Raw genomic sequence first — 24,889 nt, 5'->3', positions numbered from 1 at the left:
GGGAGCGCGGGGCACTGGAACGGGGGGCGGGGCGCTGGAGCGGGCATCGGGTGTCCCGGGGGGTGAATGTCCCCCGGCACCGGCCCGCCGCAGGCGGACGGGGGACATTCGCCTCGAAGTCCATCGGGTTACACCGGGGCGTCCCCATCAGGCCTGCCTCCGCTGCCCTGGCGGAGGGGGTAACGTTCGACTTGATGTGCGCCGGCTCGCTCGCGAGGCCCACCTGCCTCGCGCCCGCGCCACCCACGGCTCGCGAATGACCGCCCATGCTTCGCGGGTGGGACCGGCCGGTATCGCGCACGAAGCGTCGAGCTTCGTTCGCGAGTCCCATGTGTGTCGCTCGCGGGCAGCGGCTGGCTCGCGGGCGAGGGATTCGGGTTCGTGCGCGATGGCGATTCCACTCGCGCACGAGCCAGCGTGGCTCGCGCACGACACCGGTGGGCTCCGCGCGCGAGTTGCCGGGCACTCGACCGCGCGTCGTGGATGGCTCGCTCGCGAGGCGTGTTGCCGAACTCGCGAAGCACATTCGGCTCGCCCGCGAATACGTTCACACTCGCCCGCGAACCCCACGGGGGACCGCCCGGACGCCGGCCGCACGCCTGCCAATGCTAGGCTCCGGCGCTTCGACCTCTCCGAACCGGTGTCGCCGATGGCCCTCCCTCGCTTGACCCGTGCGCCGCGCGCGCTGTCCGCGTTCACGCGACGGCTCGCGGTGGCCCTCGCTCTTGCACTCACCCTCGCCATTGGCCCCGGCTTCGCCGCCGAGGGCATCGACGACGGCCCCTATGTCTTCCGCGACGCCGGCGGGCTGACCGCACGCTGGGTCTGCGAGGGCGAGCCGGTGGTCGAGCACCTGCGGGTGCGGCGCTGGCCGGCGACGGTTCCGGCGCGCTGCGGCGTCGATGCGGCCGTCGAGATCCGCGCCCCCGTCGAGGCGCGCAGCCGGGTCGACCTGCGCGACGTGCGGCGGATCGTCGCGCTGTCCGACGTGCACGGCCAGTACGCGCTGATGCAGCGGCTGCTGACCGCCAACGGCGTGCTGGACGACCGCGGCGACTGGGCCTGGGGCGACGGCCACCTGGTCCTCGTCGGTGATGTCTTCGACCGTGGCCCGGCGATCAACGAGATCCTGTGGACGCTGTACCGGCTCGAAGGCCAGGCACGCGCGGCCGGCGGGGGCCTGCACCTGCTGCTCGGCAACCACGAGACGATGGTGCTCTACCGCGACCTGCGCTACGTCAACGACCGCTACTTCACGACCACCAACACGCTGGGCATCGCCTATGCCGACCTGTACGGCCCCGACACGGTGCTGGGCGACTGGCTGCGCAGCCGGCCGGTGATCGCGCGGATCAACGACCTGCTGTTCGTGCATGGCGGCCTGTCGCCAGAGTTCCTCGCGCTGGGCATCGACAACGAAACGGCCAACGACCGTTACCGCGAATCGCTGGGCCTGCCGCGCGAGGCGACCCGTGAGGACCCGCGCTACGCACCGCTGTACGACGGCAGCGCCAGTCCGATCTGGTACCGCGGGTACTTCCTCGATGACGGCCTGGACACCGCCGCGGTCGACGCGCTGGCCGCGCGGCTGGGCGTGCGCCACATCGTCGTCGGCCACACCTCGCGCGAGCACGTCGAAGGCCACCACGGCGGCACCGTGGTCGCCGTCGACAGCAGCATCAAGAACGGCGAGAACGGCGAGCTGCTGTTCGTCGAGGATGGGGTGATGAGCCGCGGCCTGCTGGACGGCCAGCGGGTGCCGCTGATGGAGGTGGAGTAGCCGCGCACGCGGCGGTCAGGGCGCGGGCGTGCCCTCGCTGCTGTCGGCCCCGGTGCGGGCTTCGGCACCGAGCGCGAGCGGGCGGACGGTCTCCAGCAGGCTGACCAGGGTCTTGCCGGGTTCCTCCCACGGCACCATGTGCGCGGAGCGTTCGAACCACACGCCGCGCTTGTACGGAGCCTCGACGGCGTCGAGCCAGGCGGCGGTCGGAGCCGAGGGCGTGGTGAAGTCATGCCGGCCCATGAACATCACCACCGGGATCGGGAAGCGGGTGACGTTGCTGTAGTCGGTCGCGAGGAAGGCGTCGAGTACGCGGCCGAGGGTGAACACGTTGCCGCGGTTGATCGCGCAGACGTCTTCGGCGTCGTACTCGGGCGACAGCCGGCCGGCGCGGTAGAAATACAGATTGGTCTCGTCGCGGAACGCGCTCATGCCGCCGTAGTGCTGCGCCCAGATCCGCGCGGTGACGATGCGCTCGCGGGTCAGCGGGGTGTCGCCGGGGTAGGGCGCGATCGCCTCCAGCGCCTGCACCGCCTCGGCGTTGTCGTGTTCCCGGGCCTGTTCCAGCGCGTAGTCGAAGCTGATGCGCTCGTTCTCCTGCACGTCGATCACCTGGCCGATGCCGACATACGCATGGAACAGGTCCGGCCGCTCCAGCGCCGCCGCCATGCCCACCAGGGTGCCCCAGCTGTGCCCCATCAGGATCAGCTTGCGCTTGCCGAGGCGTGCACGGACATGCTCGGCGACCTCGATCGCGTCGTCGACATAGCGCGGGATGCGGATGGTGTCGGCGATTGCGTCGGGATCCGAGAGGTTGAAGGTCCGCCCGGCACCACGCTGGTCCCAGGTGACCATCGTGAAGTACTCCTCCAGCGGGCGCTGGAACTGCCACAGGCTGGGCGTCAGCGGCGAGGCCGGACCGCCGTGCACGAACAGGATCACCGGGTTGTCCCGGTCCTGGCCGCGGATGTTGAGGTACTGCGGGATGCCACCGATCTCCGTCGCATACGCCTCCTGCAGGCCGTTGGGCGCGACGATCCGGGTCAGATCGGCGATCACCTCGCGCGCCGGCGCGTAGGGTGCGACATCGGGACAGGCCTGGGCGGCGGCGGGGGTGGGGTGGACGAGGGCGGCAAGCGAGGCCACCGCGAGGGCGAGGCTGAACAGGGGCGTCTTCATACGGCGATTCTAGGCCGCCGGCCGGCATCGGCCGACTGCGGATGGTCAGGGGCGGATGGATCACGTCGTGCGGCCCTTCACGGTCCGTGAATGCGCGATCCCCGTCAATGCGTGACGGGCGTCGTTTCGATGCGGGGCCACGGCAAGCTGGATCCGGGTTCCGGCAGGGGCGACGTCACGCATGAACGAGGGGCATCGGCGCTATTCGATGATGCGCGGTGGGCTGGTCTATCGCGTGCTGGACGGCCTGGGCCTGGCCCATGGGCGCCGCGCGGTCAGCCTGGGCATCGCGCTGCTGGTGGTGGCGCTGGCGCTGGTGCCGCTGGTCGTGGCCAGCGCGCTCAACGGGACCCTGGTCGGCGACCGGGTCGAGATGAACCTGCTGGGCGACTACGGGGTGCTCGGGCGCTTCCTGCTGGCGGTGCCGCTGCTGGTGGTGTTCGCGCCGCGAGCCGACGCGGTGGCCCGTCGCGACATCCGCCAGCTCATCAGCCTGGACATCGTTCGGCGCGGCCAGCGCGGGCGCTTGCAGCAGGCGCTGGGCGCCATGCGCCGCGCCCGCGATTCGATGCTGCCGGAGATCGTCTGCCTGGTGCTGGCGTTCTCGCCCTCGCTGCTGCTGTCGCGTTCGAACGCCGCGCTCGACACCGCATCGAGCTGGCGCTTCCTCGACGGCGACCCGACCTGGGCGCTGTTCTGGTTCGACCATGTGTCGGTGCCGCTGTTCCGCTTCATCGCGCTGATCTGGCTGTGGCGCTTCGTGCTGTGGAGCGTGCTGCTGTGGCGGCTGTCGCGGCTCGACCTGGTACTGCGGCCGGCGCATCCCGATGGCGCGGGCGGGCTGGGGTTCCTGGGCGACACCCAGTCGCGCTGCTTCGCGGTGGTCGCGCTGGTCGGCGGCATCGTCCTCTGCGGCGAGGCGATGAACCTGATGCTCCACCTCGACGCCTCGCTGCTCGAACTGCGCTACCTGCTGGGCGGCTACGTGGTCATCGCGACCCTGGTGCTGCTGGCGCCGCTGATGCTGCTGTGGCCGGCGATGGTGCGGGCGCGCCGCGCGGCGATGCGCGCCTACGACCAGCTCGCCCAGCGTTCGGCACGCACCTTCGACCGCCGCTGGCGGACGCTGTCGCCGGTCGGGGACACGACCTTGCTGGACGACGACGATGCCTCGGGCATGGCGGACTACGGTGCCGTGCACCAGACCGCGAGCGGTATGTCCGCGGTGCCGCTGTCGCGCAGCCACCTGCTGCGGATGGCGGGCGTGGCGGTGCTGCCGCTGCTGCCGCTGGTGTTCATCGAAATTCCGATCCTGGAACTGCTCAAGCGGATCGTGTCGACGCTGGCCTGAAACGTTACGTTTGCCTTCGACCGGGCGTCCTTTCGTCGCGTCGGGGAGAGGCCGGGACGCTTCGCCCGCGCAGGGCGGACCGAGGGAGTGACGTTGCGAAGCGTCCCGGCGCGAAAGTCCGGGGGCGCCGGCAGGCGCCCCCGGGATGCCTGACCCAAGGAGTGGGAGTCAGGGCATCAAGACCGTGTCGATGACGTGGATCACGCCGTTGCTCTGCATCACGTCGGCGGCGGTGACGCGGGCGGTGTTGCCCTGCGCGTCGGTCAGGGTGACCGTGCTGCCATCCAGACGGGCGACCAGCGCCTCGCCTTCGACCGTGGTCAGGCGGGCACTGCCATTCCCGGCCTGGATCTGGCCGGCCAGCGTGGTCGCATCGACCTTGCCCGGCACGACGTGGTAGGTGAGCACGCTGCCGAGCTTGGCCTTGTTCTGCGGTTGCAGGAGCGTGTCGACCGTGCCGGCCGGCAGGGCTTCGAACGCGGCATCGGTCGGTGCGAAGACGGTGAAGGGGCCGCGGCCCTTGAGGGTGTCGACCAGGCCCGCGGCCTTGACCGCGGCGACCAGTGTTTCGTGGTCGGCGGAGGCCATCGCACCGTCGACGACGTCGCCGGTGCTCATGGCGGCCTTGCTGCCGGCGACGGCAGCATGCGGGAGGGACGCCGCCAGCGGTGCGGCGAGGACGAGCGAAAGCGCGATTGCGAGGGCATTGCGGTTCATGTCGGGCTCCTTGGTGAGGGGGCGCATCGGAAAGGGGTGACCGCATGGCGCGGTCGAAGTCCCTCTACGCGGCGGCTTGCGCTTCGGATTCATCACGCCGCGTTGACCAGGGCGCTGCGGTCGTGGCCCGCGGCACGCCCGCATCCAAACCCCGTCCGCGTGCGTATGCATGCAGTGAATCCCGCGAGCCGACACGAGCGCATGCCCGACCCCATGCACACCGAAGCACGCCCCCATGCCCGTGGCGTGCGCACCCAACGACTGAGGGCGTGGTTCGATACGGGCGCGCCCGTCGCGTCGCGCGATGCCGCTTCGGAGGGCCGGATCGACTGGCTTCGCGCCACGCCCTTCGTCGCGCTGCACCTGGGCTGCCTCGGCGTCGTCTGGGTGGGTGTGTCGCCGGTCGCGGTCGCCGTCGCGGTGCTGCTGTACGCGGTGCGGATGTTCGCCTTGACCGGCTTCTATCACCGCTACTTCTCGCACAAGGCCTTCCGCACCGGGCGCTGGACCCAGGGCGTGTTCGCGGTGCTGGGGGCGGCCTGCGTGCAGCGCGGCCCGATGTGGTGGGCGTCGCACCACCGGCGGCACCACTGCCATGCGGATACCGACCTCGACCCGCATGCGCCCGGCCCCCGCGGGCTGCTGTGGAGCCACATGGGCTGGTTCCTGACCGAAGAGGCCTTCGCGACGGATTGCCGGCGGGTCCGCGATCTGGCGCGTTATCCGGAACTGCGCTGGCTGGACCGGTTCGACACAGCGGTGCCGGTTGCATTGGCCGCGCTCCTGTACCTGCTCGGGGCCGCGCTGGAGCGCTGGGCGCCGGGCCTGGGCACCAGTGGCCCGCAGATGCTGGTGTGGGGCTTCTTCGTGTCCACCGTCGTGCTCTTCCACGCCACGGTGACCATCAACTCGCTCGCGCACCGCTACGGCCGGCGCCGGTTCGAGACCCGCGACGACAGCCGGAACAACGCCTGGCTGGCGCTGCTGACCTTTGGCGAGGGCTGGCACAACAACCACCACTTCTACCCGGGGTCGGCGCGCCAGGGCTTCCGCTGGTTCGAAATCGACCTGACCTGGTACGGGCTGTTGCTGCTGGAGCGGCTGGGCCTGGTCTGGGACCTGCGTCCGGTGCCGCAGTGGGTCATGGCCCGGGCGGTGCGCTGAGATGGCGCGGATCGCGGTCATCGGCGGCGGCATCTCGGGCCTGGCGGCCGCATGGTCGCTGTGGCGCGACCACGACGTCGTGTTGTTCGAGGCCGAGGACCGGCTCGGCGGGCATACCGACACCCATGCGGTCGAGGTGGACGGCGTCGAGCTGGACGTCGATACCGGCTTCATCGTCCACAACCGCGACCACTACCCGCTGCTGACCGCGCTGTTCGACACGCTTGGCGTGGCGACCGCGCCCACCACGATGGGTTTCTCGGTGCAGCGCGAGGACGGGCTGGAGTACAACGCGTCGACCCTCGATGGCCTGTTCTGCCAACGGCGCAACCTGGTGTCCCCGCGCTTCCTGGGGATGCTGCGCGACCTGCTGCGCTTCTATCGCGAAGCCCCGGCACTGCTCGACGTGGCCGGGGATGGCCCGACCCTGGGCGAGTACCTCACGCAGGGCCGATACGGTGCCGCCTTTCGCGACGACCACCTGGTGCCGATGGCGTCGGCGTTGTGGTCGTCGCCGGCGCGCCGGATCCTCGACTTCCCGGCGAAATCGCTGGTCGCGTTCATGGCGCACCACCAGATGCTGCAGGTGGCCGGGCGGTCGCCGTGGCGCGTCGTCGCCGGCGGCTCGTCGCGCTATGTCGATCGCTTGCAGGCCCGGTGGCGCGTCGATGTCCGGCTGGCCTGCCCGGTGCAGCGGGTGCTGCGCGATGCCGCGGGGATCCACCTGCGCCACGCACGGGGCGCGGAGTCCTTCGACCGGGTCGTGATGGCCTGCCACGCCGACCAGGCGCTCGCGATGCTGGACGTCCCCGAGCCGATCGAACGCGAGCTGCTCGGCGCGATCCGCTACCAGCCGAACGAGGCCGTGCTCCACACCGACGGTCGCCTGCTCCCGCGAGACCGCAAGGCCTGGGCGGCATGGAACGCCCACGTGCCGGTCGACCCCGGGGCGCCGTGCACGGTCAGCTACTGCATGAACCTGCTGCAGGGCCTGCCGGTGCAGACGCCCGTCGTGGTGACACTCAATCGCAGCGCGGCGGTCGACCCGTCGCGTGTGTTGCGCGTGCGCCGCTACGCGCATCCGGTGTTCACCCGCACGTCGGTGGCCGCGGCGGCGAGGCGGGCGGAGATCCAGGGCATCCGCGGCACCTTCTATGCCGGCGCCTACTGGGGCTGGGGCTTCCACGAGGACGGCATGCGCAGCGGCGTGGAAGCGGCAGGCGCGCTTGAAGCCAGCCTGCGGGGCGCGGTCGCGGTGCGACAGGAGGTGGCGGCATGAGTGCGACGTCCAGCGCGATCTACGAAGGCCACGTCACCCACCGCCGGCACCTGCCGCGACGGCACGAATTCACCTTCCCGCTGGCACAGCTGTTCCTCGACCTGGACGAGATCGAGGGCCTGTTCCGCAAGCGGCTGCTGTGGTCCTCGAAGGGCCGCAACCTCGCCGAGTGGCGGCGCGAAGACTATCTGGGCCCGGGGCACCTGGGTCTGCGCGAAGCGGTCATGGCCCGGGTCGAAGAGGCCTGCGGCCTGCGTCCGGATGGCCCGATCCGCATGCTCTGCCATCCGCGCTATGCCGGCTATGTCTTCAATCCGGTGACCTTCTACTACTGCCATGGCGGTCCCGCGGGTGCGCTGCAGGCGATCGTGGCCGACATCACCAACACGCCCTGGAAGGAGCGTCATGCGTATGTCCTGCCCCTTGAAGGAGCGGAGCGCCGCGGACGCTCGTGGGCCTGGCAGTTCGACAAGACCTTCCATGTCTCGCCCTTCATGGGCATGGAGCGCCATTACGACTGGCGTTTCACGACGCCCGGGGAGGACCTGCACGTGCACATGAAGGCCTGGCAGGGCGAGAACTCCGAGTTCGACGCCACCTTGTGGCTGCGTCGCCGCCCGCTGGACGGCCGCCAGCTGGCACGGCTGCTGTGGCGGTACCCGCTGATGACCGCGCAGGTTTTCGGGGCGATCCACTGGCAGGCCCTCCGTCTCTGGTTGAAGGGCGTGCCCGTTCACACCCACCCGGATGCAGGCGTGCGCGGCTTCGGAACGGCAGGAGAGGAACGAGGATGAACCAGAGCATCGATGCCCGTCGCGAAGATCGGCCGGTTGCCGGGGCAGGGCCACTGGACCGGTGGCTCCGGCAACGCCTGCTCGACCACATGGCACGGCTACGGCACGGGTGCCTGTGCATCGAGGATCCGATGGGGCGCACGGTAGTCGGCCAGGACGCTCCGGGTGCCACGACCGTGCATGTCCGCGTCCATGACCTGCGCTTCTACCGTGCGCTGGCACTCAATGGCAGCGTCGGCGCGGGCGAAGCCTTTGGCGATGGCCACTGGGACAGCGACGACCTGGTCGGTCTGGTGCGCCTGCTGGTCCGCAACCGCGCGCTGCTCGACGGCATGGAAGGCGGGGCGGCACGCCTGGGCGGCATGGCGATGCGGGCGCTCCATGCGCTCCGCCCCAACGACCGGCGCGGCGCGCGCCGTAACATCGCCGCGCATTACGACCTCGGCAACGACTTCTTCGAACTGTTTTTGTCGCCCGACATGATGTATTCGTCGGCGATGTGGCGGGACGGGGCCGACACGCTGGAACAGGCGTCGGCGCGCAAGCTCGACGCGATCTGCCGCAAGCTGGGGCTCGGGCCCGGCATGAACGTGGTCGAGATCGGCACGGGCTGGGGCGGCTTCGCCCTGCATGCCGCGCGGCACTTCGGCTGCCATGTCACCACGACGACGATCTCGCAGGCGCAATACGCGCTGGCCTGCGAGCGCGTGGCCGCAGCGGGCCTCAAGGACCGCGTGCGCGTGCTGTGCCGCGACTACCGCGACCTGGAAGGGCGCTACGACCGGCTGGTCTCGATCGAGATGATCGAGGCCATCGGCGCCGCGCAGCTGCCGGTCTATTTCGCGGCGCTGGAACGCCTGCTGGCGGACGACGGCCTGGCGCTGGTGCAGGCCATCACCATCGAGGACCATCGCTACGAACAGGCGCTGGCGTCGGTGGACTTCATCAAGCGCCATGTGTTCCCGGGCAGTTTCATTCCCTCGGTCGAGGCCATGCTGGTGGCCAAGCGCCGCACCAGCGACCTCGCGCTGGTCGACCTGGAGGACTTCGGCCTGTCTTATGCGCGGACGCTGGAGGCCTGGCGCCACAGCCTGCTGGAGCGGCGCGCGGACGCCCTCACGCATGGCCGCGACGAGCGTTTCCTGCGCATGTGGCTGTTCTACCTGGCGTATTGCGAAGGCGGGTTCCGCGAGCGCTCGATTGGCGTGTCGCAGTTGCTGTTCGCCCGACCGGGGGCACGACCGAGGGGCATGCGGTGGGTGGATCGCGATGCGGGAGACGACGCATGACCCCGCTCTGGGCCCTGGGCACGATCGGGTGCGTGATGTCCGCGGTGATGTTCGCTGGGTGGGCCTGGGAGCGGCGCCACCGCAATGCCGGCATCGTCGACGTGCTGTGGGCGGCGGGGATGGGCTTCGCGGGCATCTGGCTTGCGTGGGTCGGGTCGGGCGATCCGCGGCCACGCCTGCTGCTGGCGATCCTTGCCGGCGTCTGGTCGCTGCGTTTGGCCCTGCACCTGTGGGCGAGGGTGCGGAGTGAGGACGAGGACGGCCGCTATCGCCATCTCCGCCACTACTTGCGGGACCGCGGCTGGGCGTTCCTGTTGTTCTTCCAGGCGCAGGCGCTGCTGGTCGTGCTGTTCGCGTTGCCCTTTCTCGCCGTCGCCGCCAACCCGGTCGTGTCGGTGCCGTGGCTGGTGGCGGGCGTACTGGTGTGGGCGGCGGGCCTCGTCGGGGAAGCCGTTGCCGACCGGCAGCTGGCGGCGTTCCGCGCGGACCGCGCCAATGCGGGCAAGGTCTGCGACGTGGGCCCGTGGCGCTATTCGCGGCACCCGAACTACTTCTTCGAATGGCTGCAGTGGTGGGCCTACGTCTGCCTGGCCATCGGCTCACCCTGGATGGCACTCGCGTGGCTGGGGCCGGTGCTGATGTACCTGTTCCTGCGCTACCTCAGCGGCATTCCCTTCACCGAAGCCCAGGCCGAGCGGACGCGCGGCGACGCCTACCGTGCGTACCGGGCACGCACCCCGATGCTGTTCCCGTGGTTTCCCCAGGAGCGCCGACAGGAGGACATCGCATGAACACCCACGTGGCAACACCCGCACGCCTGCGGGGCGACGGCGCGGCACCGGGCCTGGTCGGCCTGGCCGAGCGCGGCTGGGTGCCGGACGCCGTGCTGCGGCAGGGCATCCGCCGGCTCTGCGCGGCGCGGCTCGCGGCCTGCGAGGCGGGCGGGGTCGAAGCCCAGGCACGTCGCCAGCAGGCCTTGATGACGGCGCTGGCGGGCGCCCCGCTGGCCATCCACGCGGATGCCGCCAATGCGCAGCACTACGAGGTGCCCGCCGCGTTCTTCCGGCACTGCCTGGGGCCGCGCCTCAAGTACTCCGCCTGCCTGTTCGAGAAGCCCGACAGCACGCTGGCCGACGCCGAGGACGCGATGCTCGCGCTGTATGCCGAGCGTGCGGCGCTGGCCGACGGGCAATCGATCCTGGAGCTCGGCTGCGGCTGGGGATCGCTGACCCTGTGGATGGCCGAACGCTACCCACAGGCACGGATCACTGCCGTTTCGAACTCGGCATCGCAGCGCCTCTGGATCGAGCAGGCGTGCCGGGAACGGGGACTCGCCAACGTCACCGTGCTGACCCGCGACGTCAATGCACTGGAGCTGCCCGCCGGCACCTTCGATCGCTGCGTGTCCGTCGAGATGTTCGAGCATGTCCGCAACCATGCGCGGCTCATGTCGCGGATCTCGGGCTGGCTGCGTCCGGGTGGATTGCTGTTCGTCCATATTTTCGCCCACCGCTGGGCCGCCTATCCGTTCGAGACCGAAGGGCGCGGGAACTGGATGGGTCGCCATTTCTTCACCGGCGGCCTGATGCCGGCGGTGGACACGCTGCTGCACCACCAGCGCGATCTCGACCTGGAGCAGCGCTGGCTGGTCGACGGCCGGCATTACCAGCGCACCGCGGAGGCCTGGCTGCGCAACCAGGACGCGTCCCGGGAGCCGCTCATGCCCATCCTCGAGGGCGCCTACGGGGGCGAAGCACAGGCGCGCCTGTGGTTCCAGCGCTGGCGCATGTTCTGGATGGCCTGCGCTGAGCTGTTCGGCTACGACGGCGGCCAGCAGTGGCTGGTCGCCCACTACCGCTTCGCACGGCCTTCGACGCGGGGTGTCGCATGAGCCGCTGGAGGACGAGACGCCTGGCCTGGACGACCGCCGTGCTGGGCCTGGTCGCCGGCTGCGCCAGCCAGCCGCCGATCGAGCCGGTGCCCCGGGTCGACCTCGAGCGGTTCATGGGGGACTGGTATGTGATCGCATCGACGCCCACGCCGATGGATCGCGAGGCGTTCAACGCGGTGGAAAGCTACACGCTGTCCCCCGAAGGCCACATCGACACGGTCTATCGCTTCCGGCAGGGCGGCTTCAATGCGACGGTCGAAACCCTGACACCAACCGGCTTCGTCGAGCCCGGCACGGGCAACGCGGTCTGGGGGATGCAGTTCGTCTGGCCCATCAAGGCGGAGTACGTCATCGCCTACCTGTCGCCGGACCATTCCGAGACGATCATCGCCCGCAGCAAGCGCGACTACGCTTGGATCATGGCGCGCACGCCGACGCTGCCGGAGGACCGGTATGCAGCCCTGCTTCGGAAGGTCGTCGAGATGGGATACGACCCGTCGACATTGCGCCGCGTGCCGCAGCGCTGGCCCGAGTCCGGGACCACGCCCGTGCCGTGACTCGACCGGGACGGGCGAGTGCATCCGATCGGGGCGATCGAACGTAAGACCCGTCACAGGTCACCGCGTCCGCGGTGGATCACGGCAGATGGCGTACAGGTAAGATGGCGATCGATTCGGCTACGAGGAAAGTGACGCCCTTGCGGGCCTCGCCGCGCGTGTCCAGCCGCCAGAGCACCGATGCTTCGGACGCGCTCCAGTGGAGCGCATTGATCGCCCGGGTTGCCGACCATGGCGATACCGATGCATTCATGCAGATCCACGACCACTTCGCGCCCCGGCTGAAGCGCTACCTGCTGGGCCTGGGCGTCAGCGCCGTCGAGGCCGATGATCTCGTGCAGGAAGCCATGCTGCGGGCCTGGCGCCGCGCCGGCACGTTCGACCCGGCCCGCGCAAGCGTCACCACCTGGCTGTTCCGCATCACCCGCAACCTGTACATCGACGGACGCCGGCGCGGTGGCCACTGGACCGCCGTCGACGATGGCGATGACTGGATGGCCCTGCATGCCGAGGACGAAGGCGCGGTATCGCCCGACGCCTTCACCGACCATGTCGGCCTTGACCGCGCCATCGGCGCGCTGCCGGGCGTCCAGGCGCGGCTGATCCGCATGTCCTACCTGGAGGCGAAGAGCCACAGCGAGATCGCCGCCGAGCTCGACATGCCGCTCGGATCGGTCAAATCGACATTGCGTCGCGCGTTCATGAAACTCAAGGCAAGCCTGGGGGAGGCGCCATGAAGCCCCATCATCATCTCGACGCATCGACCCTGCTCGGCCATGCCGCCGGTGCGATGCCGCTCGCGTTCTCCGCCGTGGTCGAAGCGCACCTCGCAGTGTGCGCTGCGTGCAGGCAGGAGCTCGAACGAGCGGAGCGTGTTGGCGGCGCGCTGGTGGCGCAGCAGGAAGGAGCACCCCTGGCCGATGGGGCGCGACAGGCCCTGCTGGAACGCCTGCACGCCGAAGGCGCACCGGTCGCGCATGCCGCGCGCCCGGCCGCAGCGGCTCCGGCGCGGACGGACCCCGACCTGATCCCGCGGTCCCTGCGTCCGTACTTCGGTGAGCGCTTCAGCGGCCTGCGCTGGCGGATGATCGGCCCGGGCGTCCACCATGTGCGCGCGCAGGGGGTCGACGACGGCCACCTGATGCTGCTGCGGACCGCACCCGGACGCAGCGTCCCCATGCACACGCACGGCGGCAACGAGCTGACGATGATCCTGCAGGGGGCCTATGACGACGCGCTGGGCCATTTCGCGCCCGGCGACGTCGCCGACCTGGATGGCGACGTCGAACACCAGCCGGTCACGGCGCCCGGTGTCCCCTGCATCTGCGTGGCGGCCACCGATGCACCGCTGCGCTTCTCGGGCTGGATCGCGCGGACGTTGCAGCCGCTGTTCAAGCTGTAGTCGGGTCGGGCACGGCCATCCGGCGGATCGCGTCGGCGAAATCCCGTGCAAAGCCGTCCATGTCGAACAGCGTCCCCTCATCGCGAAGGCGCGCGACCTCGGTACGCAGCGCCGCCAGCGCTGCGGGGTCGCGCCCAAGCCGGACGGCCTCGGCGATGAAGGTGTCGTCGTCCGCGACATTCATCGCGTCCAGCCCCAGGTGATGGTTGAGGCTGCCGGCGACGCGCGACGCGAAGGTGTCGCCGGGGCAGGTCAGCACCGGGCAACCGACCCACAGCGCATCGGACGCGGTCGTGTGCGCGTTGTAGGGGTGGGTATCGAGGAACAGGTCGGCGAGCTGCAGGCGCGCCAGGTAGTCGGCGTGCGGTTGCTTGGCCATGAAGACGAGGCGGTCGGGTTCGATACCGCACGACGCCGCGTGATCGCGCAGGCGCTCGTCCGCACGTCCGGGCCCGGACAGCAGCCACAGCACGCTGCCGGGCACCTCGCTCAGTACGGCAAGCGCGCGGTCAACGCTGCGCGGGTTGAGCTTGTAGCTGTTGTTGAAACAACAATAGACCGCGCCCTCGTCCGGCAGGCCGCACTCGGCCCGGGTGGGCGCGGGCGGCACTTCGCGGCGGGTGTCCGAGGGCTGGAATGCGCGCGGCAGGCGGACCACGCGCTCGCTGAAGTGCGGTTCGAGCCCGGCGGGCAGCACGTAGCCGTCGGCAAGCATGCAGTCGATCCAGGGCGCGCCACTGGTGCCGGGGTAGGCCAGCCAGTTCACCTGCACCGGCGCGGGGCGCATCGCCAGCACTTCGGGGGCGCCACCGCCGCCCCAGCCGCGCAGGTCGAACAGCACGTCGATGCCGGCCGCGCGGATCGCTTCGGCCACCGCGCGGTGCGGCCTCGCACTGGCGTCATGCAGGGTCGTGGCGGCGGCGAGCCGCTGGCGGATCGGGCTGCCGTCGTCCGGGTTGAGCGCGAACAGGTGGAGGTCGAGGTCGTGTGCGCGCAGGGCCTCGAACAGGGCGACGGTGAGCAGCCCGGTCGGGTGCGCGCCGAAGCCGTTCGACAGGAAGCCGACGCGTAGCGGACCCGGCGACCGTGCCGTCGGTGAGGGCAGGGGCGGCACGTGCCGGGCCAGTGGTGCGGCACGCAAGCGCGCGCATTGCAACTGCTCGGCCGCGCTGGCGTCCTCGCTCAGGAAGGCGAAGGGCTCGACGGCCGCGCGACCCCGGCGCACCGCGTCGCGGACCTGCGCGGACAGGCGGTCGAGGTCGCGCCAGTCGCAGAGCTTGCGTCGCCAGGCCAGCAGGTAGGCGGCGAGCTGCGGCTCGTCGGGCGCCAGCGCATGGGCGCGCGCGTAGGCCTCGGCGGCGGCTTCTGCTTCACCGACATCCTCCAGCACGTGGGCGAGCCAGACCTGGATGCCGGGGTGGCCGGGCGCCGCGTCGGCGGCGGCGCGCAAGCTCCCGGCCGCCTCGGCGTGCCGGCCCTGCATCGACAAGGCCCGGCCCAGCCGCGCGAGCGCCTCGGGATGCCCTGGCGCCAGCGCGAGTGCGCGACGGCAGGCGGCTTCGCCGGCGCGGGCATCGCCGGCCTCGAGCTCGGCGTCGCCCAGCAGGATCCAGGCCATCGGGTGGCCGGGCTGGCGGCGCACGGCGTCGCGCGCGGCGAGTCGGGGGTCGGCGTGCATGGCGCTTGGGCTCACGAGACAGGCGGGCAGGGTGCCGGATGCGTGAGCAGGCGACAACCGGGCCCGGTCACGCCCCTTCGGTCATGCGCGCGAGTTCGTCCGCCTGGTGTTCGGCCTGCAGGCGTTCGACCAGGGCGTCGAGCCCGCCTTCGATCACGTTGGGCAGGTCGTACAGCGTCAGTCCGTCGACCCGGTGGTCGGTGATCCGCCCCTGCGGGAAGTTGTAGGTGCGGATGCGCTGGCTGCGGTCGCCGCTGCCGACCTGCAGTTTGCGTGTCTCGGCCTGCGCCGCCGCGGCCTGCGCGGCCTGCGCCTCGGCCAGCATCGCCTGCAGGCGCTTCATCGCCTTGTCCCGGTTGGCGTGCTGGCTGCGTTCGGTCTGGCTCTCGACGACCACGCCACTGGGGACGTGGGTGATGCGGATCGCGGAGTCCGTCTTGTTGACGTGCTGGCCGCCCGCGCCGCTGGAGCGGAAGGTGTCGACCTTGAGGTCGGCCGGGTTGAGCACGATCGGCTCGCCCTCGGGTTCCACCGGGATGATGGCCACCGTGGCGGCGGAAGTGTGGATGCGGCCCTGCGATTCGGTCTCCGGCACGCGCTGCACGCGGTGGGTGCCGGACTCGAACTTCAGCTTCGAGTACGCGCCCTGGCCCTCGACGCGGGCGATGACTTCCTTGAAGCCACCGTGCTCACCGGGATTGGCGGACTCGACCTCGACCCGCCAGCCCTGTCGTTCGGCATAGCGTGCATACATCCGGAACAGGTCGCCGGCGAAGATCGCCGCCTCGTCGCCGCCGGTGCCGGCGCGCACTTCCAGGTAGAGGTCGCCGTCGTCGCGCGGGTCCCGGGGAACGAGGTGGCCGAGCAGCTCGCCTTCCAGCAGTTCGAGCCGCGCGCGCGCATCGGTGATCTCTTCTTCGGCGAGGTCCCGCAGCTCCGGATCGGCACGCATCGACTCGGCGGTCGCCAGGTCCTCGCGCGCACGCCGCTCGCCGGCGAGGGCCGTGGCCAGCGGTTCGAGCTGGGCGAATTCGCGCGAGAGCGAGCGGAAGCGTTTGGCGTCGCCGATCACGTCGGGATCGGCCAGCAGGCGCTCGAGTTCTTCGCGGCGCTCGACCAGTGCGAGCAGTTTGTGGCGCAGGGAATCCAGCATGGAGGGGGCTTCGGTCGAATGGGGACGCGGGTGGGGACGACGCGGCGGGCGTCGCTAACGCCGGTCCGGCATCACCGGTGCGGTCGTCCCGTCGTCCGTGCCCGTGGCGTCCGGTGCGCCGCCGGGGGCGGCCGGGAACAGCCGGTCGACCGCATGGCCCAACTCGGCACTGCCGCTCAGCGCGGCCTCGCGCAGGGCCACCGTGGGCGCATGCAGCAAGCGGTTGGTGAGAGTGTGGGCGAGGAAATCCAGCACCTCCTCCGGGTTGCCGCCGGCCGCGAGCTGCTGTCGCGCGCGGGCCAGCACGTCGGCCCGGGCCGCCTCTCCATGCGCGCGAAGGCGCTTGAGCGGTTCGGTGCGCTGGCTGGCGGCCAGCGTTTCCACGAAACGCGCGACCTGCAGGTCGATGATCGCCTCGGCTTCGTCGGCGGCCTCGCGCCGTCCGCGACGGTTGTCCTCGATGGTGCGTTCGAGGTCGTCGACGGTGTAGAGGTACACGTCGCGCAGTTCGGCGACATCGGGGGCGATGTCGCGCGGCACGGCAAGGTCGAGCAGCAGCATGGGCCGGTGCCTGCGGCGCACCAGCGCGGCCTCGACCTGCGCCTTGTGCAGGATCGGCAGTTGCGCGGCGGTGGCCGAGAGCACGATGTCGGCTTCGGCCAGGTGCTTGTCGAGGTCGGACAGGGGCAGGGCCACGCCCCCGTGGCGGCTCGCCAGGTCCTGGGCGTGGGCGAGCGTGCGGTTGGCGACCAGCAGGCGCTTCACCCGGGCCTGGGACAGGTGGCGTGCGGCCAGTTCGATCGTCTCGCCCGCCCCGAGCAGCAGCACCGTCGAGTCTTCGAGGCGCGCGAAGGATTCCTGCGCCAGGCGCACCGCCGCCGACGCGACCGACACCGGATTGGCGCCGATCCGCGTGTGCGTGCGCGCCCGCTTGGCGGTGGCGAAGGCCTGCTGGAACAGCCGGTCGAGCTGCCCTCCGAGGCTGCCGGCGCCGCGCGCCATGGCCCAGGCGTCCTTCACCTGGCCGAGGATCTGGGGCTCGCCGAGGACCAGCGAGTCGAGCCCCGTGGAGACCCGGAACAGGTGGCGCACCGCGGCGGCATCGGCATGGCGGTAGAGGTAGGCGTGGAGGTCGCCCGCTTCGCGCGGATGGGTCGCCAGCCAGTCCGCCAGCACCTGATCGCCCTGCTCGGAGACGGCATAGAGTTCGGTCCGGTTGCAGGTGGACAGCAGCGCGGCCTCATGGATGCCGGGCAGGCCACGCACCGTGGCGAGCGCCGCGGGGACCTGGTCACCGGCAAACGCCACCCGTTCGCGCAGGGCGACGGGTGCGGTCTGGTGATTGATGCCGAGGACGTAGAGGTTCACTGCCGGGTTTCCGCCGGGACGCGTGCAGGCCGCGTTCCCGTTCAGTTGCTTGCGCTAAGCTGCTGGCTGCCGAATCGGGCACATTCTAACGGTCCGGGCGGTTCCGGGCTTCATCACGTTGCCGATGCCATTCATGGATTCGATCTATCGACCGGCGCTTGCGCGCCTTCTTCCCGTGGCGGCCGCCTGTGCGTTCGCGTTCCAGACCGTCCCGGCGATGGCTTTCGATGCGCCTCGCGAAGCCGCGGCCACCGTGCCGGCAGCGGACAGCGACGATCCGGTGCTGCGGGCACTGGAGCCGCTCATGGAAGGCGAGTTCGCCCTGCAGGCGGGGCGGCTCGACGAGGCCGCGGACGCCTACCTGCGTGCCGCGCGTGAAACCGGCGATGCCGGGCTGGCCGAACGTGCGACCCGGATCGGCCTGCTGACCCAGGACGATGCCCGTACGGAAGCCTCCCTGGCGCTCTGGGGCGCTCTGGGCGGCGCCGAGGAGGACATGCTGGCCGCGGAGGCGGCCCTTTCGCTGAGGCAGGGGCACGACCGGCGCGCGCGGCGGCAGCTGGAGGCACTCATCGGCATGCCCGAACCGGGCGGCTGGCGCCAGGCCTTCGGCGTGCTGGCGACCGGCGGACATGACCCGGGGCAGTCGGTCGATGTGCTGCGTTACCTGGTGCGCCGCGACCGCATCCCCGCGCAACTGGAGGCGTGGATGGCGTTTGGCGGCCTGGCGCTGCGGCTGGACGCCCCCGACCTCGTGGACGACATCGTCGACAAGGTGATCGAGCATTTCCCGGGTGAGCCGAGGGTCGCCCTGCTCCGTGCCGGACAGTTGCGCGAGGCCGGCCGCGAGGACGAGGCGCGCGAGGCGCTGGGGGCGATCGAGCCGCGCGCACTGACCGATCCGTCCATGCGCCAGAGCGTCGCCCACGAGTACGACCGCCTGGGGGATCTCGACCTGGCCGAGCAGACGCTCGCGCAGGGGCCGCAGGACGACCAGACCTATGCGCTGCGGGCTTCGCTGCTCGCCCGCGACGAGGACACCGAAGGCCTGACCGCGCTTTACCGCGAGCTGGGTCGCGATGCCGCGAGCCCCGATCCGCAGCGGCGCCTGCTGCTGGGCCAGATCGCGGAATTCCTGGAGCGCTACGACGAAGCGCTGGCGTGGTACGAAGGCGTGCCCGGCGGACCGCAGCGCTGGCAGGCACGGCTGCGCGGCGCCAACGTGCTGCATGAACTGGGTCGCACGCCCGCCGCGTTCGATGCGCTCGCGGACGTGCAGGCCGACCCGACCGCGCCGGACGACGCGCGGCGTGACGCGTTCCTGCTTGAGTCGGTGTTGCACCAGGAGGACGACGACCCGCGCGCCGAGATGGAGGCATTCGCACGCGGCCTGTCGATGTTCCCGGACGAGCCGGAGATCCTCTATGCACGCGCGCTGGCCTGGGAGCGCCGCGACGACATCGTGCGCGCCGAGGCGGATTTCCGCCGCATCCTGGTCATCGAGCCGGAGAGCGTCGCCGCACTCAATGCACTGGGCTACACCCTGGCCGACCGGACCGACCGTTACCAGGAAGCGCTCGAGCTGATCAACCGCGCGCGCGCGGCACAGCCCGACAACGCGGCGATCATCGACAGCTACGGATGGGTGCTCTATCGCCTGGGCCGTCATCGCGAGGCCCTGGTGGAGTTGCGTCGCGCGCTGGCCCTGCAGGAGGACGCGGAGATCGCGTCGCACCTGGCGGAGGTGCTGTGGGCGATGGGGCGTCGCGAGGAAGCCCTGGAGGTGTTCGAGCAGGCCCGCGTGATCGACCCCGACAACCGGGCGTTGAGGCGTGCGCTGGAGGGCCTCGGCCTGCCCGTGGAGCCCGCCGCACCCGCCGCGCCGGATGGGGATGATGCGGACGAGGGCGTGCAGGAATGAGGCTGCGGGCATTTGCGGGGGCGTTGTTGCTCGCGGGGTTGGCAGGCTGCGCCACCGCACCCGCGCCGCGCAGCCTGCCGCCGGCGGAGCAGGCCAGCGCCGAGGCAGCGCAACAGGCGCGCGAGGCGGCGCTGCGGGCGGTCAATCACTGGTCCATGACCGGCCGCATGGCGGTGTCGGTCGAGGGCGGAGGGGGCAGCGGCCGGCTGGAGTGGCAACAGGCGGGCCCGGACTTCGTGGCCGAGATCAGTGCGCCGGTCACGCGCCGTAGCTGGCGGCTGTCCGGCGGCCCGGCCGGGGCCCGGCTGGAGGGTGTCGAAGGCGGTCCGCGAGAAGGCCCGGATGCGACCGAGCTGCTGTACCGGGCCACTGGCTGGTACCTCCCGGTGGCGACCCTGGCCGACTGGGTGCGTGGCGTGCGGGCCACCGGACCGGTGGACGAGGCGCTTTACGGTGAGGACGGACGTCTGGCGAGGTTGCGCCAGGCCGGCTGGCGCATCGACTACGAGTGGCCGGAAACCACCGGGCCGGAACCGGTACTGCCCCGCCGGATCGATGCGCAGCGTGGCGAGGGCGAAGGCAACGGCATGGCCCGGGTGCGGGTGGTGGTCGACGCGTGGGGCGGGGTGGGAATGGGCGAGCCGGGTGGGACCGATGATTGAACCCGGGCTGCCGGTCGCGGGGCATTCAGGTTCTGGTGCCCGGTGGGACGGCGTCGACGGCTGCGGCTGGCCCGCACCCGCCAAGCTCAATCTGTTCCTGCATGTCACCGGGCGACGCGAGGATGGCTACCACCTGCTGCAAACGGTGTTCCAGTTGCTGGACTGGGGCGATACCGTTCGCCTGCGGCTCCGGGACGATGGACGGATCGTCCGGCATGGACCGTCCGTGCCGGGTGTCGCCGCCGAGGACGACCTGACCGTCAAGGCGGCGAATCTCCTTAAAAAACACGCCAACGTCTCCCATGGTGTAGACATCTCCATCGAAAAGCGCATTCCGGCAGGGGGTGGTTTCGGCGGCGGCTCCACCGATGCGGCCACGGTGCTGGTGGCCCTCGATGCCATGTGGGGCACCGGGCTGGGGCCTGCGCGCCTGGCTGCGCTCGGCCTGCAGTTGGGGGCCGACGTGCCGGTGTTCGTGCACGGCCGCAACGCCTGGGCCGAGGGTGTCGGCGAGCGGTTGACGCCGCTCACGTTGCCGGCGGCGGCCTATGTGGTCGCCGATCCCGGGGTCCATGCGCCGACGGCCGCGCTGTACCGGGCGCCGGAATTGACGCGGGATTGCCCGCCCGCGACAATATCGGACTTCGTTTCGGGCGCTCCGCTCGGCAACGTGTTCGAATCCGTCCTGCGCGCGCGGGAAGCGGCCGTCGAGGCTGCCTTCGCCATGCTGTCGCGGATCGGTCGTCCGCGTCTGACCGGGTCGGGCAGCGGCTGCTTCGTCGGTTTCGATTCGCTCGAGGCCGCCGAACGCGCGCTGGCGGACCTGCCTCCCGGCCTGCGGGCCTGGGTGGCATCGGGCGTCGAGCGTTCGCCGCTGCTGGCCGCGCTTGAAACGTACCAGATGCAGCGTGGCGCCCGCACGGGCCGCGTGACGACAACGGACTGAACGCCACAGGGGCGTCGCCAAGAGGCCCAAGGCACCAGGTTTTGATCCTGGCATTCGTAGGTTCGAATCCTACCGCCCCTGCCAGTTCCGCCCGTTGGCGATTTGTGCCACCGCCCCTTCCACGAACACCGCCTCGCCGGAGTCCGATCGTGCAAACCGACCGCAACCTGCTGGTGTTCAGCGGCAACGCCAACCGCCCCCTCGCCGACGCCGTCTGCAAGGAACTGGGCATCCGCATCGGCAAGGCCCTCGTCGGGCGGTTCTCCGATGGCGAGGTCCAGGTGGAGATCGAGGAGAACGTCCGCCGGCAGGAAGTCTTCGTCATCCAGCCGACCTGCGCGCCGAGCGCCGAGAACCTCGTCGAGCTGCTGGTGCTGGTGGACGCGCTCAAGCGCGCATCGGCGGCCAGCGTGACCGCGGTGGTGCCGTACTTCGGCTACGCCCGGCAGGACCGTCGCCCGCGCTCCTCGCGGGTGCCGATCACCGCCAAGGTCGCCGCCAGCATGTTCAGCGCCGTCGGTACCGACCGCGTGCTGACCGTCGACCTGCATGCCGACCAGATCCAGGGCTTCTTCGACCTGCCGGTCGACAACGTGTATGCCTCGCCGCTGCTGCTGGCCGATATCTGGCGCGCGCATGGCACCGACAACATGGTGGTGGTCAGCCCGGACGTCGGCGGCGTGGTCCGCGCCCGCGCGATCGCCAAGCGCCTCGACGACGCCGACCTGGCCATCATCGACAAGCGCCGTCCGCGCGCCAACGTCGCCACGGTGATGAATATCATCGGCGACGTGGAGGGCAAGACCTGCGTGCTGGTCGACGACATCGTCGACACCGCCGGCACGTTGTGCGCCGCCGCCAATGCGCTGAAGGCGCAGGGCGCGACCAAGGTCGTTGCCTACTGCACCCACCCGGTGCTCTCGGGCGCGGCGATCGACAACGTGACGAAGTCGCAGCTCGACGAGCTCGTGGTCACCGACACCATCCCGCTGACCGAGGCCGCGCGCGCCACCGGTCGCATCCGCCAGCTCAGCGTCGCCGAACTGCTGGCCGAGACCATCCGCCGCATCGCCTTCGGCGAGTCCGTCAGTTCGCTGTACGTCGACTGACACCACCCCATCCGCCGCGTGGCCCCGGCCGCCGGCAGAATCCGCTCACCTGGTCGCGGGTGAGCGTCATCCCCGCCGCGAGGCGGGTCCAACGCAAGAGAAGTGAGTCAATACCATGTCCGAACACAGCCTCAAGGCCGTCAGCCGCAAGGACGAAGGGAAGGGTGCGAGCCGCCGCCTCCGTCACGCGGGCGTGATCCCGGCCATCGTCTACGGCGGCAAGTCCGAGCCGAAGTCCATCCAGCTCGAGCACGAGCCGACCTGGTTGGCGCAGAAGAACGAGTGGTTCTATTCGTCCATCATCGATCTCGACATCGATGGCAAGGTCGAGAAGGTCCTGCTGCGTGACATGCAGCGCCATCCGTTCCGCCAGCTGATCATGCACCTGGACTTCCAGCGCGTGACCGCCGGCCAGGCGCTGCGTACCCGCGTGCCGCTGCACTTCATCAACGAGGACACCTCCTCGGCCGGCAAGGCCGCGGACGTCGTCGTCACCCATGAGCTGAACGAAGTCGAGATCAGCTGCCTGCCGAAGGACCTGCCGGAGTTCATCGAGGTCGACCTGGCCGCGCTTGAGCTGGGCCAGACCATCCACCTCTCCGAGATCAAGCTGCCCAAGGGCGTCGAGATCCCCGAGCTGAAGCTGGGCAAGGAGCACGACGTCGCCGTGGTCGTCGCCCGTGCGGGCCGCGTCGAGGTCGAGGAAGGCGCGGAAGAAGACGCGTCGGCCGACGTCCCGGCCACCAAGGTCGAGAAGGACGAGGAGTAATCGCGTCCCGCCGGCTGGCCCGTCCGCGGGCCGGCCGGTGCACGTGGATTGCTGCGAAGCCGATCGATGGCGGGACTGCGCCTCATCGTCGGGCTGGGCAACCCCGGTCCCGAGCACACCCGGACCCGGCACAACGCCGGGTTCTGGTTTGTGGACGCCCTGGCCGAGCGCCTGGGCGGCCGCTTCAATGTCGACGCCAAGCTGTTCGGTTCGACCTGCAAGGTCATGATCGGCGGCGAGCCGGTGTGGCTGCTGAAGCCGGCCACCTTCATGAACCTGTCGGGCAAGTCGGTCACCGCCGCCCAGCGGTTCTGGAAGATCGAGCCCGAAGAAACCCTGCTGGCCCACGACGAGCTCGACCTGGCGCCCGGCACCGCGCGGCTGAAGTTCGACGGCGGCCACGGCGGCCAGAACGGCCTGCGCGACACCATGCGCCTGCTGGGCCACGGTCGCTTCCATCGCCTGCGCGTCGGCATCGGCCACCCCGGTCACAAGGACCTGGTCACCCCGTGGGTGCTGGGCCGCGCGAAAGGCGACGACGAAACCCTGATCCTCCGTGCCATCGACGACGCCATCGACGTCCTTCCGCTGGCCGTCAACGGCGACTTCAACGAGGCGATGAAGCGCCTCCACACCCCGCGGCCCTGAGGCCGTCATTGGTGATTGGCGACTCCCGAGAGCCGCCAATCACGAATCACGACCACCGGACCCGGACGCACCATGGGCATCAAATGCGGCATCGTCGGCCTGCCTAACGTCGGCAAGTCGACCCTGTTCAATGCGCTGACCAAGGCGGGTATCGCCGCGGCCAATTTCCCCTTCTGCACCATCGAGCCGAACGTGGGCGTCGTGCCGGTGCCGGATCCCCGGCTGAATGCGCTGGCGGACATCGTCAAGCCGCAGAAGCTGATCCCGACCGCGATGGAGTTCGTCGACATCGCCGGCCTGGTCGCCGGTGCGGCCAAGGGCGAGGGCCTGGGCAACAAGTTCCTGGCCCACATCCGCGAGGTCGACGCCATCGCCCATGTCGTGCGCTGCTTCGAGCATGGCGACATCGTCCATGTCGCCGGCAAGGTCGATCCGATCGCCGACATCGAGACCATCGACACCGAGCTGGCCCTGGCCGACCTGGAGTCGGTCGAGAAGGCCATCCAGCGCGCCGAGCGCACCGCCAAGTCGGGCGACAAGGACGCCAAGGTCCGGGTCGAGGTGCTGGGGCGGATCCGCGACGGGCTCGACACCGGCAAGCCTGCACGCGCGCTGGACCTGTCCGAGGACGACCTCGCGGTTGTCCGCGACCTGTTCCTGCTCACCCTGAAGCCGGTGATGTACGTCGCCAACGTGCTCGAGGACGGTTTCACCGACAACCCCTGGCTGGATGCCGTGCGCGAGCGCGCGGTCGGCGAGGGTGCCCAGGTGGTGCCGGTCTCGGCCGCCATCGAAGAGGAGCTCAGTCAGCTCGACGACGCCGACCGCGACGCCTTCCTGGCCGACCTGGGGCTCGACGAGCCGGGCCTGAACCGGGTCATCCGCGCGGCCTACACCCTGCTGGGCCTGCAGACCTATTTCACCGCCGGCGTGAAGGAGGTCCGCGCCTGGACGGTGAAGAAGGGCGCCACGGCCCCGCAGGCGGCCGCGGTGATCCATACCGATTTCGAGAAGGGCTTCATCCGCGCCGAAACCATCGCCTACGACGACTACATCCAGTACAAGGGCGAAGCCGGTTCGCGCGAGGCCGGGCGGATGCGCCTCGAGGGCAAGGAGTACCGCGTACAGGAAGGCGACGTCCTCCACTTCCGGTTCAACGTCTGACCGGCGCCTGACGTGCAACAGCCGCGGAGCGTAAAATAATCCGGCCAATGCGTTGACAAGCCCGCGGG

The 24,889-nt window shown here is 70.6% G+C and carries 23 protein-coding genes and 1 tRNA gene; 19 read left to right on the top strand and 5 right to left on the bottom strand.

The genetic code is table 11. The annotated features are described in order from the left end of the window. Positions 1 to 649: 649 nt before the first annotated feature. Positions 650 to 1,780, top strand: coding sequence for a metallophosphoesterase (locus H4F99_RS07950; RefSeq protein WP_182669205.1), 1,131 nt, complete (start codon positions 650 to 652; stop codon positions 1,778 to 1,780). A gap of 15 nt (positions 1,781 to 1,795) precedes the next feature. Here H4F99_RS07950 and H4F99_RS07945 read toward each other — a convergent pair whose 3' ends face one another. Continuing rightward, positions 1,796 to 2,959, bottom strand: a complete 1,164-nt coding sequence (locus tag H4F99_RS07945) for an alpha/beta fold hydrolase (protein ID WP_182669204.1) — start codon at positions 2,957 to 2,959, stop codon at positions 1,796 to 1,798. Between the two features lie 181 nt (positions 2,960 to 3,140). On the opposite strand from H4F99_RS07945, the gene H4F99_RS07940 reads away from it, so the two are divergent. Next, positions 3,141 to 4,310, top strand: a complete 1,170-nt coding sequence (locus H4F99_RS07940) for a hypothetical protein (RefSeq protein ID WP_182669203.1) — start codon at positions 3,141 to 3,143, stop codon at positions 4,308 to 4,310. Between the two features lie 168 nt (positions 4,311 to 4,478). Here the strand turns inward: H4F99_RS07940 and H4F99_RS07935 are convergent, their stop codons facing one another. Continuing rightward, positions 4,479 to 5,027 carry a fasciclin domain-containing protein gene (locus H4F99_RS07935; RefSeq protein WP_182669202.1) on the bottom strand — a complete coding sequence of 183 codons (549 nt, stop codon included), beginning with the start codon at positions 5,025 to 5,027 and terminating at the stop codon, positions 4,479 to 4,481. 201 nt (positions 5,028 to 5,228) lie between these two features. Between H4F99_RS07935 and H4F99_RS07930 the strand changes: the two genes are divergently transcribed. The 9 genes from H4F99_RS07930 to H4F99_RS07890 all read left to right on the top strand — a co-directional run bounded on the left by H4F99_RS07930 (position 5,229) and on the right by H4F99_RS07890 (position 13,403). Beyond that, entirely contained in the window at positions 5,229 to 6,191 is a 963-nt protein-coding gene (locus H4F99_RS07930; protein WP_425488005.1) for an acyl-CoA desaturase, read from the top strand. 1 nt (position 6,192) lies between these two features. Continuing rightward, complete coding sequence (locus tag H4F99_RS07925; protein WP_182669201.1) at positions 6,193 to 7,470, top strand: NAD(P)/FAD-dependent oxidoreductase; 1,278 nt, start codon at positions 6,193 to 6,195, stop codon at positions 7,468 to 7,470. Next, on the top strand, positions 7,467 to 8,264 hold the full coding sequence (locus H4F99_RS07920) for a DUF1365 domain-containing protein (protein WP_182669200.1): 798 nt from the start codon (positions 7,467 to 7,469) through the stop codon (positions 8,262 to 8,264). Before H4F99_RS07925 ends, H4F99_RS07920 begins: the two co-directional genes overlap by 4 nt. After that, on the top strand, positions 8,261 to 9,553 hold the full coding sequence (locus H4F99_RS07915; RefSeq protein ID WP_182669199.1) for an SAM-dependent methyltransferase: 1,293 nt from the start codon (positions 8,261 to 8,263) through the stop codon (positions 9,551 to 9,553). Before H4F99_RS07920 ends, H4F99_RS07915 begins: the two co-directional genes overlap by 4 nt. Continuing rightward, positions 9,550 to 10,344, top strand: a complete 795-nt coding sequence (locus H4F99_RS07910) for a DUF1295 domain-containing protein (protein WP_182669198.1) — start codon at positions 9,550 to 9,552, stop codon at positions 10,342 to 10,344. Before H4F99_RS07915 ends, H4F99_RS07910 begins: the two co-directional genes overlap by 4 nt. Next, positions 10,341 to 11,444 carry an SAM-dependent methyltransferase gene (locus H4F99_RS07905; protein WP_182669197.1) on the top strand — a complete coding sequence of 368 codons (1,104 nt, stop codon included), beginning with the start codon at positions 10,341 to 10,343 and terminating at the stop codon, positions 11,442 to 11,444. The genes H4F99_RS07910 and H4F99_RS07905 overlap by 4 nt, the downstream gene beginning before the upstream one ends. Continuing rightward, complete coding sequence (locus H4F99_RS07900) at positions 11,441 to 12,001, top strand: lipocalin family protein (RefSeq protein ID WP_182669196.1); 561 nt, start codon at positions 11,441 to 11,443, stop codon at positions 11,999 to 12,001. The genes H4F99_RS07905 and H4F99_RS07900 overlap by 4 nt, the downstream gene beginning before the upstream one ends. 131 nt (positions 12,002 to 12,132) lie before the next feature. Then, complete coding sequence (locus tag H4F99_RS07895) at positions 12,133 to 12,738, top strand: sigma-70 family RNA polymerase sigma factor (RefSeq protein WP_425488004.1); 606 nt, start codon at positions 12,133 to 12,135, stop codon at positions 12,736 to 12,738. After that, positions 12,735 to 13,403: a ChrR family anti-sigma-E factor gene (locus H4F99_RS07890; protein ID WP_182669194.1), complete on the top strand. Its 669-nt coding sequence runs from the start codon at positions 12,735 to 12,737 to the stop codon at positions 13,401 to 13,403. Before H4F99_RS07895 ends, H4F99_RS07890 begins: the two co-directional genes overlap by 4 nt. On the opposite strand, the gene H4F99_RS07885 is transcribed toward H4F99_RS07890, so the two are convergent. The 3 genes from H4F99_RS07885 to hemA form a co-directional block, all read right to left on the bottom strand. Further along, positions 13,393 to 15,081 carry an O-linked N-acetylglucosamine transferase, SPINDLY family protein gene (locus tag H4F99_RS07885; RefSeq protein WP_182669193.1) on the bottom strand — a complete coding sequence of 563 codons (1,689 nt, stop codon included), beginning with the start codon at positions 15,079 to 15,081 and terminating at the stop codon, positions 13,393 to 13,395. The genes H4F99_RS07890 and H4F99_RS07885 overlap by 11 nt on opposite strands. 67 nt (positions 15,082 to 15,148) lie before the next feature. After that, the gene (gene prfA, locus H4F99_RS07880) at positions 15,149 to 16,234 is read right to left on the bottom strand and encodes a peptide chain release factor 1 (RefSeq protein WP_182669192.1); all 1,086 of its coding nucleotides are present in this window, start codon (positions 16,232 to 16,234) and stop codon (positions 15,149 to 15,151) included. A gap of 54 nt (positions 16,235 to 16,288) precedes the next feature. Next, the gene (hemA, locus tag H4F99_RS07875) at positions 16,289 to 17,602 is read right to left on the bottom strand and encodes a glutamyl-tRNA reductase (RefSeq protein WP_182669191.1); all 1,314 of its coding nucleotides are present in this window, start codon (positions 17,600 to 17,602) and stop codon (positions 16,289 to 16,291) included. Between the two features lie 124 nt (positions 17,603 to 17,726). Here hemA and H4F99_RS07870 point away from each other — a divergent pair, with 124 nt between their 5' ends. The 8 genes from H4F99_RS07870 to ychF all read left to right on the top strand — a co-directional run bounded on the left by H4F99_RS07870 (position 17,727) and on the right by ychF (position 24,821). After that, positions 17,727 to 19,523, top strand: coding sequence for a tetratricopeptide repeat protein (locus H4F99_RS07870; protein WP_182669190.1), 1,797 nt, complete (start codon positions 17,727 to 17,729; stop codon positions 19,521 to 19,523). Next, positions 19,520 to 20,185, top strand: a complete 666-nt coding sequence (gene lolB / locus H4F99_RS07865; protein WP_182669189.1) for a lipoprotein insertase outer membrane protein LolB — start codon at positions 19,520 to 19,522, stop codon at positions 20,183 to 20,185. The genes H4F99_RS07870 and lolB overlap by 4 nt, the downstream gene beginning before the upstream one ends. Further along, complete coding sequence (gene ispE, locus H4F99_RS07860; RefSeq protein ID WP_182669391.1) at positions 20,178 to 21,131, top strand: 4-(cytidine 5'-diphospho)-2-C-methyl-D-erythritol kinase; 954 nt, start codon at positions 20,178 to 20,180, stop codon at positions 21,129 to 21,131. Before lolB ends, ispE begins: the two co-directional genes overlap by 8 nt. Positions 21,132 to 21,138: 7 nt before the next feature. Continuing rightward, positions 21,139 to 21,215, top strand: a tRNA-Gln gene (locus tag H4F99_RS07855). Between the two features lie 65 nt (positions 21,216 to 21,280). Beyond that, positions 21,281 to 22,240: a ribose-phosphate diphosphokinase gene (locus H4F99_RS07850; protein WP_182669188.1), complete on the top strand. Its 960-nt coding sequence runs from the start codon at positions 21,281 to 21,283 to the stop codon at positions 22,238 to 22,240. Positions 22,241 to 22,355: 115 nt separating this feature from the next. Then, a complete protein-coding gene (locus tag H4F99_RS07845; protein WP_182669187.1) occupies positions 22,356 to 23,009 on the top strand; it encodes a 50S ribosomal protein L25/general stress protein Ctc in 654 nt (217 codons plus the stop codon). 66 nt (positions 23,010 to 23,075) lie between these two features. Next, positions 23,076 to 23,657 carry an aminoacyl-tRNA hydrolase gene (gene pth, locus H4F99_RS07840; RefSeq protein WP_182669186.1) on the top strand — a complete coding sequence of 194 codons (582 nt, stop codon included), beginning with the start codon at positions 23,076 to 23,078 and terminating at the stop codon, positions 23,655 to 23,657. A gap of 72 nt (positions 23,658 to 23,729) precedes the next feature. Next, a complete protein-coding gene (gene ychF, locus H4F99_RS07835) occupies positions 23,730 to 24,821 on the top strand; it encodes a redox-regulated ATPase YchF (protein WP_182669185.1) in 1,092 nt (363 codons plus the stop codon). Positions 24,822 to 24,889: the final 68 nt, after the last annotated feature.

Origin of the sequence: Marilutibacter penaei (assembly GCF_014145395.1) — a bacterium.
Lineage (GTDB): Bacteria > Pseudomonadota > Gammaproteobacteria > Xanthomonadales > Xanthomonadaceae > Marilutibacter > Marilutibacter penaei.
Note: the sequence above shows the minus strand (reverse complement) of the source record. Positions and strands in the feature narration are given on the sequence as shown.